Here is a 13,417-nt window from a genome sequence, read left to right as displayed (position 1 = left end):
TACTTAAACAAGCGATTAATTATGCATTTCAGAAAGCAAAGCATGCATAACAAATCTTTTTAAACTTTATTTATACATGAATAACTACTTCATAAAAACAACGAGTCCGGCGCCGTTAGTGGTGTTTAGAGTTTGTTTTGGAGCGTTAATGTGTGCGAGTTTAATAAGTTTTTGGCAAAAAGGTTGGATAGAGTCTCTGTATTTAGAACCTAAATTTCATTTTACATTTTATGCGTTCGAATGGGTAAAACCTTTCGGGATTTATACATATGCTTTGTTTGCTTTATGTGGATTATCGTCGGTTTGTGTTGCTTTTGGCTTTAAGTATAGAATAGCCATAGTAACATTTTTTTTAAGTTTTACATACATTCAATTCATGGATAAAACGGTGTACCAGTCGTCGTCTTATTTTATCATGATCTTGAGTTTTCTAATGATTTTTTTACCCGCTAATGCTGCTTTTTCCATAGATTCTTTACGTGCAAGACGCTCGTATCGGACCATTCCAAAATGGTGTATAGATAGCGTAAAATTAATGTTTATTATAGTTTTCTTTTACTCTGGATTAGCGAAATTAAACTCAGATTGGTTGCTACAAGCTATGCCATTAGAGCTTTGGTTAACGTCTAGCAAACATATTCCGTTAATTGGGGAATTTGTACTGCAGTCTCATTGGTTTCATTATGGTTTGAGTTGGAGTTTTATGATTTTAGATCTCACCATTCCGTTTTTATTACTTTCCAATCGTACACGTTTTGTTGGTTTTGGCTTACTTATTTTCAACCAATTATTGTCTCAAGTCTTATTTCCTTTTGGCATATTTCCGCTCATTATAATTATTTGTGCACCTATTTTTCTGTGTCAAGATTGGCATCAAAAAGCCTTGTTAATTTTACGTGCATTTTTATCGCCCATACAAAACGGGTTGCATTTTTCTACAGCTTTAAAAATGACAAAAGATTTTCAGTATAGAACACCTTTACCAGTGTTTGTATTAAGTTTGTTTTTTGTGTTTCAGTTACTTTTTCCGTTGCGTTACATGCTTTACGAAGGCGAATTGTTTTGGACAGGAGAAGGCTATCTATTTTCTTGGAGAACAGCATTAATAGAGCGTTCTGGAAACATTACGTTTAATGTTGTAGATTCTGATACAGGGGAATCAATTACAGTTAATAACTTAAATTTTTTAACAGCTAGACAAGAAGAACAAATGAGTTTTCAACCTGATTTTATACTTCAATATGCGCATTATTTAGGTAAGCATTTTAAAACACAAGGCCATAAAAATGTAGCCGTTTATGCAAAAAGCTATGTATCTTTAAACGGAAGGCCAAGTGCCCCTTATGTAGATCCTAAAGTTGATTTGTTTCAGCAAAAAGAATCTTTAAAGCATAATACATGGATCTTACCATTTGAAGATAAAATTAGAGGATTTTAAATTTCAATACAATCTCATTAAAAATTGGTGGCTTCAATTCCGTTTTTGCTATTAAAAAATGTATATTTGCACGCAATTATATCTTAATTGCAACATGACAGCACACGAAAACAAAATTCTAGGAGAAGGACTAACCTACGACGACGTTTTATTAGTTCCAGCATTTTCTGAAATTTTACCTAGAGAGGTAAATATTCAAACAAAATTTACAAGAAACATTACAATTAACGTACCTATCATTTCTGCAGCAATGGATACTGTTACAGAAAGCGCAATGGCTATTGCTATGGCTAGAGAAGGTGGGATTGGAGTGTTGCATAAAAACATGACTATAATTCAACAAGCTCAAGAAGTTCGTAAAGTAAAGCGTGCTGAAAGTGGAATGATAATAGATCCTGTGACTTTGCCTTTAACCGCTAAAGTGATTGATGCTAAAAATTGCATGAAAGAACATAGCATTGGCGGAATTCCGATTGTAGATGAAGACGGTAAATTAAAAGGAATTGTAACGAATAGAGATTTACGTTTCGAACATAAAAATAATCGCCCGATTGTGGAGATTATGACTTCTGAAAATTTAGTAACTGCAGCAGAAGGAACATCTTTAAAAGATGCTGAGGTTATTTTACAAGAAAAGAAAATTGAAAAACTTCCTGTAGTTGATGCAGATTATAACTTAATTGGCTTAATTACATTTAGAGATATTACAAAACTTACGCAGAAACCAAATGCAAACAAAGATGTTTACGGACGTTTACGTGTTGCAGCTGCTATTGGTGTAACGGGCGATGCCGTAGATCGTGCAGAAGCGTTATACAATGCAGGGATTGATGCTATTGTTATAGATACCGCACATGGACATACCAAAGGTGTGGTAAATGTATTAAAAGAAGTGAAAAGGAAATTCCCAACTTTAGATGTTGTGGTTGGAAATATAGCAACTGGAGCTGCTGCTAAATATTTAGTAGAGGCTGGGGCAGATGCAGTAAAAGTAGGAATTGGACCAGGATCTATTTGTACAACTCGTGTTGTTGCTGGAGTTGGTTTCCCTCAGTTTTCTGCAGTGTTAGAAGTTGCTGCTGCTATTAAAGGTACTGGTGTTCCAGTTATTGCAGATGGTGGTATTCGTTATACAGGAGATATTCCTAAAGCGATTGCAGCTGGAGCAGATACAGTAATGTTAGGATCGCTACTTGCGGGAACTAAAGAATCTCCTGGAGAAACTATTATTTTTGAAGGAAGAAAGTTTAAGTCTTACCGCGGAATGGGCTCTGTAGAGGCTATGAAAGAAGGTAGTAAAGACCGTTACTTTCAAGATGTAGAAGACGATATTAAAAAATTAGTGCCAGAAGGTATTGTTGGACGTGTAGATTACAAAGGTGAATTGTTTGAGAGTATTCATCAGTTTGTTGGGGGTTTACGTGCAGGTATGGGATACTGTGGTTCAAAAGATATTGAAACTTTAAAAGAAACAGGACGTTTTGTGAAAATTACCGCTAGCGGAATTAACGAAAGTCATCCACACGATGTTACCATTACTAAAGAGTCTCCAAATTACTCAAGATAAGATGTGTTTTTAGAATGTAAGTCACGTTCTAAAATTTAAATATAGAGCTCCAATTGCAACTGTAAGAGGTTTTAATTGGAGTTTTTTTTGCGTCAATTTTTTTTAGGATTGCATTAAGCTGTTTTTTTAAATCCGCATATTTTGCAATTTTAATATTATAAATTGAGATTTATGGAATCAAAAGTTTCAACAAAGTATGCCCATGGGAACGCGCAAATTTTTAAGAATCCATTTCTAGAACGTCTTACCAAAACCAATCCCATATCTAATATTATAGTCTATGGCGTGACCATTGCATTTATGGTATATTACGCTATAGCTGTTCAAAACCTTTCTGTTATAAATTTTATTGGCTTATTTATGTTTGGAATAGTCTTTTGGACTTTCGCAGAATATATCTTACACCGTTATGTGTTTCATTGGGTTACAGAGGCTGCATGGTCTAAACGGTTTCATTTTATTATGCACGGCTCGCATCATGAATTTCCAAGAGATAAAGATCGCTTATTAATGCCTCCGGTTCCGGGTTTAATTATGGCAAGTATTTTATTTGGCCTATTCTATATGGTCTTCTGGGTATTAGGAATGACGCCTTTAGTTTACGGATTTTTTCCGGGGTTTTTTAGCGGATATTTAATGTATTCGTTTGTGCATCGGGCCACACATGTTATGCGTCCTCCAAAACGCTTTAAAAAATTATGGCTGCACCACAGTTTACATCATTATAAATATCCAGATAAAGCTTTTGGCGTGTCTAATCGGTTTTGGGATCGCGTATTTGGAACCATGCCACCAGAACGTCATTAACCCTTAGATAGTATGGCTGCTATAAGTTTAGTGCTAGGGAATTGTTCTAGTATTATCTTAACAAAAACAGTGATTGGAATTGCCATAATTAATCCAGGTATTCCCCAAATAAAGCCCCAAAGCATTAACATTACTAACACGGTTATGATGTTTATAGAAAAAGATTTTCCCATAAATACAGGTTCTAATATAGTTCCAAACATAACTTGAACACCAGTAATACTCATAATAAAAAAGACTAAGGTGCTAGTAACTTCAACTTCAACAAAAGCGAATATTGAGAGTAATATTACCGTCATAAAAGAACCAACCATTTGTATAAAGTTGATGATAAATGCAAATAATCCCCAAAAAATCGGAAAACTTACATCAAAAGCATAGCATGCCAAACCGGTAAAAATTCCTGTCATTAAACTCACGAATACCTTTACTTTTATAAATTTAATCAGATCTTTTTCAATCTTCATAAAGGTTTTAATCGACGTGTGTTTTTGTTTTAGAATGGTTCGATTTAATAAGTTGTGAACGTTAATAGATTCAGCTAACCATAAGACAACAAAAAACGCAGTCATTAACATCATGGTTATTGTAGAACGTAGAAAATTTAATGTTGGTCCAAAATTACTAAGTAGCGTGTCTTTGTCAAGAAACTGTTCAGAAATACTAATATTATCTTTTATTAAATCGGTACCAAAAAAGGCTTCAGAACTAGAAATTAATAGCTTTATTTTTTCTTCGGCTTTAAAGATAAAAGCATCGCTAGTCGACAAAATTTCTTTACTAGATAGGTGTACTAAATATCCAAGTAATTTAAAAAAGACTAATATAATAAGTACAATCACAATAATGCTTACTGCTTTAGGTAGATTTCGTTTTGTTAACCATCGCATAATAGGTAAAAATAATAAGGCGATAAACATTGAGAAAATAAGCGGTACAAAGATAAATGACAATATTTTTAGTAAATAAAATATTACTGGAATAACTATTATTAGTAGGAGAAAATTAGTTGTTCGTCTATCGTTTAACATAGTTTAATACACTTAGAAATTGCGATTTGCAAATGTAGTTTAAAACCTTAAAGTTTAAGGCGTATAATATCATAATTTTAATGATAATTTTTTGTGATATTTACATGTAAACTTGCCCTCTATGTGGCTTTAATGCATCTCGTAAAGGTTTCATTTCAGATTCGTTAACCACTAAAAAAGCAATGGCATGCATTTCTGTAATAGGCGTAAATCCCGTTATAGAAAGGTCTAGCTGTTCAGAGACTATATATTCTTTTAAATGAATCTCGTGATGCTCGGCCGTTTTCAGTGCATTTGGCCCTCTAAAATCCCAGATTAATTTTATTTGTCTCATGTCTTAAAATTTTAACAAAAATACAAATTACACGTTCAGATTGTAATCTCAATGCATTTATTTATACCTAGTAAAAAGATAATTATTAAAGGTTTGTGTTATAATGTTTTAAGGTGGTGTTTTTATAAATTATAGCCATATAAAAATAATTAGACACAAATTATAATTATAAATACTAAAGTTCTCATCTTTACGTTTGTTAAACCAACTTGTATTATAGTATTATATTACTATTTTTGCTTTTGTTAAATTATAAAATAATGACATTGAGATCCGTTTTATTGTTGCTTTTGCTTGCTGTTTCAACTCTAAGTATGGCGCAAATAAATTCAGAAGATATTCTATTTACGGTGGATGAAACTCCAGTATACGCATCAGAATTTGTAAGAGTTTATAATAAGAATTTAGATTTAGTTAAAGACGAATCTCAAAAAGATGTAGATGCTTATTTGCAATTATTCATCAATTATAAATTAAAATTAGCAGAGGCTAAATCTTTAAAACTAGACGAAAAAGGATCTTACAAAAGAGAATTAAAATCGTATAGAAATCAATTAGCTCAAAATTATTTAACTGATAACACGGTGACCGACGAGCTGATTGAAGAAGCCTACGCGCGCACAAAAACAGAAGTTAAAGCCAGACATATTTTAGTTAGAATTGATGAAACTGCATCAGCTTCCGACACTTTAGCGGCTTACATGAAAATCGTTAAGCTAAGAAACCGTTTAATTGATGAAGGTTTTGATACGGTAAAAAAAGAGGTGCATGATGGTAAAACCATTTTTGCAGAAGATTTGGGATATTTCTCTGCTTTTAAAATGGTATATAGTTTTGAAAATGCAGCTTACAAAACTCAAGTTGGCGATGTTTCTCAGCCTTTTAGAACACGATTTGGTTACCATGTCGTACAAGTGTTAGACAAACGTCCTGCTCGTGGTACAGTAACAGTATCGCATATTATGGTTGAAAAAAATAAAGAAGGCGATACCATTTCAGACCCGGAAGCACGTATTAACGATATTTATAAAAAACTAAATCAAGGGGAAAGTTTTGAAAGTTTGGCTAAACAATTTTCAGACGATAAAAGTTCTGCTGATAGAGGCGGAGAGTTGTCTCCGTTTTCAATGGGGCAATTGTCTTCTCCAGAGTTTGAAACCGCTGCTTTTAATTTGGTTATAGTTGGGCAAGTTTCAGAACCTTTTAAAACAAATTTTGGATGGCATATTGTGAAATTGTTAGATAAAAAACCTGTGCCACCGCTAGAAGAGATTAAAGCTGAATTGGAAGAAAAAGTAAAACAAGACAGTCGCTCTAAGATTATCGATGAAACTCGTATTCAAAATTTAATGACCAGATATAAAGTGCCTGAAGATCAACCTGCATTATCGTATTTTGTAAAAATATTGAATACAAACTATTATAAACAAACTTGGGAGTTACCTAAGAAGTTTACAGGAGATAAATTGTTTCTTACTATAGACACCAAAACGTATAGTTATCAAGATTTCGGAGATTATATTTTAAAGCGTCAACCTCTGTTTTCCGAAAAGGTGAGTTTTAGTGATATTATAGATATTAGTTATAAGACCTTTTTAGAGGACGCTTTAAAAACGTATCAGGACGCTAATTTAGAGAACGAAAATCAAGAATTTGCAGATATCGTTGGAGAGTATAGGGATGGATTATTGTTGTTCGATTTAATGGAAACTGAGATCTGGAATGCAGGAAGCAGAGACACTGTAGCATTACAGGCGTTTTACGATGCGAACAAGGATAATTATTATTGGAATAAAAGAATAGATGCTGTAATTGCATCTTCAGTAAGTAGAAAAGACATTAAAAAAGCAGCTAAACTGTTGAAAAAAGATGTGTCTATAGATAATATTAAAGCTAAGCTTAATGTAAACGACGAAATTCATGTTATATTTACTACGGGGATTTTAGAAGAAAATCACCAGAGTCTTCCTGAAGATTTTGAATTCGAAACAGGAATGTCAGATATTTATGAGTTTAACGATGGTTATATTGTCGCTAAAGTTAAAGAAGTGCTTCCAAAAACCCTCAAATCTTACGACGAAGCCAAAGGTAATGTAATAAGTGATTTTCAGACAGACAAAGAAGATCGCTGGATGCAAGATTTACATGCCAAATACACGGTTTCAGTGAATGAAAGTGTATTAACTAAAGTAAGAAACCTAATTAATAATCAATAATTGAAAATAAAAATAGTTATAGTATTCGCGTTACTAAGCGTAAGCTCGTGTCAATTTTTCAAATCTGAAGACGATAGGATTCCTGTGGCTCGTGTTAACGAATCGTATTTATATCAAGAAGATATTAAGGATTTGGTAGACGAAGGCAGTACAAAGGAAGATAGCACGCTAGTTGTTCAGAATTTTATTACGCGTTGGGCCACTCAAGAGTTATTGGTAGAAGGTGCAAAACGTAATTTACAAGAAAGCAAATTAGACGATTTTCAGCGTTTAGTCAATCAGTATAAAAAAGATTTATATTCCAAAGCCTATTTAGAAGCTTTGGTTAACAGAAGTATAGATACTGTGGTATCTGTTTCAGAGGCAGAACAATATTATAATGCCAATATGGAAGCTTTTAAATTAAATGAAGATTTAATTAAGTTTAGATATATAAATATAGACGAAAACAGGCTGGATTTTAAAGACTTACAAAGCAAATTTCAACGCTTTAATTCAGAAGATAAAAAGGAACTGGATTCCATTTCAATTCAGTTTAAATCGTATGCTTTAAACGACTCTATTTGGATAAAAGTAAGTCAGGTTTTAAATAAGATTCCTGTGGTTTCTGTTGAAAATAAAGATCAACTGTTAAAAAAATCTAATTTTATACAACTCAAAGATTCTTTAGGAGTATATTTGATGCGCGTAAATGACGTTTTATTGCGTGGTAGTACGGCTCCGTTAGAGTATGTTAAGCCTACCATCGATCAAATCGTGATTAACAAAAGAAAATTAGAACTCATTAGAGATTTAGAAAAAGATATTACAAAAGATGCAATTAAGAACAAACAATTTGAAATCTATAATTAACCTAAAACAAGCTTTAATTTTTAGCTTTATCTTGTGCGCAAATGGCATGTTTGCTCAAGAAATTATTCCAGACGATGCGCCTGAACCCAAAGCAGAAGAACCAAAAATGGTTAAAGATTCTTTAGTTTCTGCCGGAGCAATGAAAGTAGATGGTGTTGCGGCTGTTGTTGGAGATTATATCCTTTTAGATTCAGATGTTAACAGAACCAAATTACAATTAGAAGCGCAAGGTGTAAATACTACAGATTTTTCTAATTGCGAATTATTTGGAAAGCTTCTTGAAGATAAATTATATGCTCACCAGGCTATCCAAGATAGTATTATTGTGTCTGATATAGAAATTCAATCCTACGTAGATCAGCAAGTGCAAGGGTTTTTACAACAAACCAACGGATCTATGGATGCTTTGTTAAAATTATATAACAAGGAAGACGAGAAGAGTTTAAGAGAAGAAATTTTCGAAATCAATAAGAGTCAGAAGTTAGCTCAACTTATGCAACAGAAAATTGTTGAAGAAGTAGAAGTTACTCCAGAAGAAGTTCGTCAGTTTTTTAATGAAATTCCAAAAGATCAGCGTCCAACATTTGGAACAGAATTAAGAGTAGCACAAATTGTTGTAGAGCCAGAAGTAACTCAAGAAGAAAAAGATAAAGTTATAGAGCGCTTAAAAGAAATGAAAGCAGATGTACTAGAAAATGGTGCAAGTTTCCGTTCTAAAGTTGTACTGTATACAGATGATGGTGCTTCTCGATCTAATGGTGGATTGTATACGTTAAATCGTAAACGTCCTAAAATGGTAAAAGAATTTAGACAAGTTGCATTTTCTTTGAATGAAGGTGAAATTTCTGAACCGTTTGCAACAGAGTACGGATATCATATTATTTATTTAGAAAAAATTAGAGGTCAGGAATACGATGTACGTCATATATTATTGATGCCTAAAGTTTCTGATGAAGAAATTGCAAAAGCTAAAGAAAAAATAGAAAAAGCAAGAGAAGAAATTGTTAATGGAGAACTTACATTTGCTGAAGCGGCAAGTAAGTATAGTGACGAAAGAGAAACAAAATTTGATGGTGGTCAATTAATTAATCCAACAACACAAGATTATAATTTTGAACTTACCAATATGGATACCGAATTATACGGACAGATTCAAAATTTAAAAGATGATGAAGTTAGTTACGTTCTAAAAGACCAAGACCGTACAGGGAAAGTGAAATTTAAAATTCTTAAAGTATCAGATCGTGTAGATGAGCACGTTGCTAATTACGCTCAAGATTATTTAAAAATTAAAGAGTTAGCTTTAAGCGAGAAACGTTTAAAAACGATTGAAAAGTGGCAAGAAGATACTATTTCTGAGACCTTTATTAAAGTTAATGGAGAGTATAGAGAGTGTGAGTTTGCAAGTAACTGGTTAAAAAAATAAGCATGTCAGACGTTGCTGCTGTAGAACAATTTGTTAAAAAATTTGGTGCTCTAAAAACCGAAATATCAAAAATGATAATTGGTCAAGACCAAGTCGTAGAACAGATTTTAATTTCTGTGTTCTCTGGTGGTCATGCCTTATTAATTGGTGTTCCTGGATTGGCTAAAACTTTAATGGTAAATGCCATATCTCAGGCTTTAGGTTTAGATTTTAAACGCATTCAATTTACGCCAGATCTAATGCCTAGCGATATATTAGGTAGTGAAGTTTTAGATGAAAGTAGAAACTTTAAATTTATTAAAGGACCTATTTTCTCTAATATCATTTTAGCCGATGAGATAAATAGAACACCACCAAAAACTCAAGCAGCCTTATTAGAAGCTATGCAAGAACGTTCTGTAACTGTTGCAGGACAACATTATAAATTAAGTTTACCATACTTTGTATTAGCCACACAAAATCCGATTGAGCAAGAAGGAACGTATCCGTTACCAGAAGCCCAATTAGACCGCTTTATGTTTGCTATTCATTTAGATTATCCCACGTTTCAAGAAGAAGTAGATGTGGTTAAAGCGACTACTACAGACCGTTCAATTTCTATAAATCCATTGTTTAATGCTGAAGAGATTGTAGAATTTCAGAAGTTAATTCGTCGTGTACCTGTTGCCGATAATGTTATTGAATATGCGGTTAGAATGGTTGGTAAAACCAGACCTAATACACCACAAACTCCAGAGCTTGTTAAAAATTATTTAGATTGGGGTGCAGGTCCAAGAGCGTCTCAGAATTTAATTTTAGCAGCCAAAACACATGCGATAATCAAAGGGAAATTTTCTCCAGATATTGAAGATGTTCAAGCTGTAGCTTTTGGTATTTTAAGACATAGAATTATTAAAAACTATAAAGCAGAAGCAGAAGGTATTTCAGAAGAAAAAATTATAAAGAGTTTATTTTAATTTTTCAAGATTATAATAAACTTTAATACCTGCTTTTACACAGATTTTATCCTGATTATTTGTGTGTATTTCATTACCAAACAAGACTTAAATTATTAATATCATTATTTAGAATGTGTTCAAAGTGAAATATTCATAATTAAGCATGATTTTCTTCCAGAATTTTAATGAATTGTCAGATTTTATAATAATTATTGAATATAATTTGAGTTATGTTAAAATTTGATGATACTATAATAAATTAGTATCATACTTGATTGTATTACAGGCTTTCTTTTCAAAACTTTGCATTAAATTTTTTATGTTTGCAAAGTTTTAAAAAGAAGTTGTTTAGCATTTGACATGTTTAGTATTTAATGCGACAAAATATATCAATACGAAGACAAAATTATATCGATTTCGTTCTCATATAAAAATAGGTATTGAGATTAAAATAAGAAATTATTTTTAAAGCCTTTAATAAACAGTAAAAACGACATTTATAACTAATTACTATTTTATAAACTTACACTAATCTAATATTGACAAAAAAAATATTATTTATGACTACTTATAAAGATTATCTTAAGGAGATCGAAGATCGTAAAGGTCAGGGGCTTCATCCAAAACCAATTGATGGTGCTGAATTATTAAGCGAAATCATTGCGCAAATTAAAGATGTAGATAACGCATTTAGAGAAGACTCTCTAAACTTTTTTATCTATAATGTGTTACCTGGAACAACCTCTGCGGCTAGTGTAAAAGCTAAGTTTTTAAAAGAAATTATCCTTGGAGAATCAGTAGTTAAAGAAATTACGCCTGCTTTTGCTTTTGAACAACTATCTCATATGAAGGGTGGACCTTCAATTGAAGTATTGTTAGATTTAGCTTTAGGTGAAGATGAGGCTTTAGCAAATCAAGCTGCTGAGGTTTTAAAAACACAAGTATTCCTTTACGAGGCAGATACGGCACGTTTAGAAAAAGCATTTAAAGCAGGTAATGCTATTGCTATAGATTTATTAGAAAGTTATGCTAAAGCAGAGTTTTTTACTAAACTTCCAGACATAGATGAAAAAATAGATGTAGTTACATTTATTGCAGGAGTTGGAGATATCTCAACAGATTTATTATCTCCAGGTGGTGATGCACACTCACGTTCAGATAGAGAATTACACGGTCAGTGTTTATTCGAACACAATAAAGAACAACAAGCAGAATTAAAAGCTTTACAAGCACAACATCCAGATAAACGTGTGATGTTAATTGCCGAAAAAGGAACAATGGGTGTTGGTTCTTCTAGAATGTCAGGTGTAAACAACGTGGCGTTATGGACAGGTATTAAAGCTAGTCCGTATGTACCATTTATTAACATTGCACCAGTAATTGCTGGAACAAACGGAATTTCTCCAATCTTCTTAACTACTGTAGGTGTAACCGGTGGTATTGGTTTAGACCTTAAAAACTGGGTACAACAAAAAGATGCCGAAGGTAACACCATTCGTGATGAAGAAGGAGAACCGATCTTAAAAGAAGAGTATTCTGTTGCAACTGGAACAGTGCTTACGATTAACACAAAAGAGAAAAAATTATATAACGGAGACACGGAGTTAAAAGATATCTCTGCAGCATTTACCCCACAAAAAATGGAGTTTATGAAAGCAGGCGGGTCTTATGCGGTTGTTTTCGGTAAGAAATTACAAACCATTGCTTCTAAAATATTAGGTATAGATATTGTACCAGTATATGCACCATCAAAAGAAATTTCTATAGAAGGACAAGGGCTTACAGCTGTTGAAAAAATATTCAACAAAAATGCAGTAGGAACAACTCCAGGAAAAGTGTTACATGCAGGTTCAGATGTTCGTGTAGAAGTTAACATTGTCGGGTCTCAGGATACTACAGGTTTAATGACGTCTCAAGAGTTAGAGATGATGGCTGCAACTGTAATCTCTCCAATTGTAGATGGTGCTTACCAATCAGGATGTCATACAGCATCGGTTTGGGATAACAAATCCAAAGCGAACATACCAAGACTAATGAGTTTTATGAACGACTTTGGTTTAATTACTGGTCGTGATCCTAAAGGGAAATATTTCCCAATGACAGATGTTATTCATAAAGTACTTAACGATATTACTGTAGGAGATTGGGATATCATTATTGGTGGAGATTCTCACACACGTATGTCTAAAGGTGTTGCTTTCGGAGCAGATTCAGGAACAGTTGCGTTAGCATTAGCTACAGGTGAAGCTTCAATGCCAATTCCACAGTCTGTAAAAGTAACTTTTAAAGGTGAAATGAAATCGTATATGGATTTCCGTGATGTGGTTCACGCAACACAACAACAAATGTTAAAACAATTTGGTGGTGAAAACGTATTCCAAGGAAGAATCATTGAGGTTCATATTGGAACATTAACTGCCGATCAAGCGTTTACATTTACAGATTGGACTGCAGAAATGAAAGCTAAGGCATCTATCTGTATTTCTGAAGATGAAACATTAATTGAATCTTTAGAGATTGCTAAAGGTCGTATCCAAATCATGATTGATAAAGGTATGGACAATGCTAATCAAGTTCTTAAAGGTCTTGTTGACAAAGCAGAAACTAGAATTATAGAGCTTAAAACAGGAATTAAACCAGCGTTAAGACCAGATACGAATGCGAAGTATGAAGCTGAAGTTGTAGTTGATTTAGATCAGATCGTTGAACCAATGATTGCAGATCCAGATGTAAATAACGACGATGTTTCTAAACGTTATACGCATGATGTAATCAGACCATTATCTTTTTACGGCGGGACTAAACAAG

At 33.1% G+C, this 13,417-nt stretch carries 10 protein-coding genes; 8 read left to right on the top strand and 2 right to left on the bottom strand.

Annotated elements, in window-relative coordinates:
* Positions 1 to 76 precede the first annotated feature (76 nt).
* From AST99_RS01475 to AST99_RS01465, 3 genes are all read left to right on the top strand, one after another.
* Positions 77 to 1,438 (top strand): HTTM domain-containing protein, encoded by a 1,362-nt coding sequence (locus AST99_RS01475; RefSeq protein WP_057778398.1) that lies wholly within the window; start codon positions 77 to 79, stop codon positions 1,436 to 1,438.
* A gap of 94 nt (positions 1,439 to 1,532) precedes the next feature.
* Entirely contained in the window at positions 1,533 to 3,005 is a 1,473-nt protein-coding gene (gene guaB / locus AST99_RS01470; RefSeq protein WP_057778396.1) for an IMP dehydrogenase, read from the top strand.
* Between the two features lie 171 nt (positions 3,006 to 3,176).
* Positions 3,177 to 3,812 (top strand): sterol desaturase family protein, encoded by a 636-nt coding sequence (locus AST99_RS01465; RefSeq protein ID WP_057778394.1) that lies wholly within the window; start codon positions 3,177 to 3,179, stop codon positions 3,810 to 3,812.
* Here AST99_RS01465 and AST99_RS01460 read toward each other — a convergent pair.
* Positions 3,809 to 4,843, bottom strand: a complete 1,035-nt coding sequence (locus AST99_RS01460) for an AI-2E family transporter (protein ID WP_057778392.1) — start codon at positions 4,841 to 4,843, stop codon at positions 3,809 to 3,811. The genes AST99_RS01465 and AST99_RS01460 overlap by 4 nt on opposite strands.
* A 100-nt stretch (positions 4,844 to 4,943) precedes the next feature.
* The gene (locus AST99_RS01455) at positions 4,944 to 5,177 is read right to left on the bottom strand and encodes a hypothetical protein (RefSeq protein ID WP_057778391.1); all 234 of its coding nucleotides are present in this window, start codon (positions 5,175 to 5,177) and stop codon (positions 4,944 to 4,946) included.
* Positions 5,178 to 5,491: 314 nt separating this feature from the next.
* Here AST99_RS01455 and AST99_RS01450 point away from each other — a divergent pair, with 314 nt between their 5' ends.
* The 5 genes from AST99_RS01450 to AST99_RS01430 form a co-directional block, all read left to right on the top strand.
* Entirely contained in the window at positions 5,492 to 7,393 is a 1,902-nt protein-coding gene (locus AST99_RS01450) for a peptidylprolyl isomerase (RefSeq protein WP_232301562.1), read from the top strand.
* Positions 7,394 to 8,245 carry a hypothetical protein gene (locus tag AST99_RS01445; RefSeq protein WP_057778387.1) on the top strand — a complete coding sequence of 284 codons (852 nt, stop codon included), beginning with the start codon at positions 7,394 to 7,396 and terminating at the stop codon, positions 8,243 to 8,245. It begins immediately after the preceding gene.
* Positions 8,208 to 9,671 (top strand): peptidylprolyl isomerase, encoded by a 1,464-nt coding sequence (locus AST99_RS01440; RefSeq protein WP_057778385.1) that lies wholly within the window; start codon positions 8,208 to 8,210, stop codon positions 9,669 to 9,671. The genes AST99_RS01445 and AST99_RS01440 overlap by 38 nt, the downstream gene beginning before the upstream one ends.
* Before the next feature lie 2 nt (positions 9,672 to 9,673).
* Positions 9,674 to 10,627 carry an AAA family ATPase gene (locus AST99_RS01435; protein ID WP_057778383.1) on the top strand — a complete coding sequence of 318 codons (954 nt, stop codon included), beginning with the start codon at positions 9,674 to 9,676 and terminating at the stop codon, positions 10,625 to 10,627.
* A gap of 542 nt (positions 10,628 to 11,169) precedes the next feature.
* The coding region (locus AST99_RS01430) for an aconitase family protein (protein WP_057778381.1) at positions 11,170 to 13,417 on the top strand (2,248 nt) is incomplete at its 3' end.

It is taken from the genome of Formosa algae, from assembly GCF_001439665.1.
Taxonomy (GTDB): Bacteria; Bacteroidota; Bacteroidia; order Flavobacteriales; family Flavobacteriaceae; genus Formosa; species Formosa algae.
The sequence above is the reverse complement of the archived record's forward strand: the minus strand, read 5'-3'. Positions and strand labels throughout refer to the sequence as shown.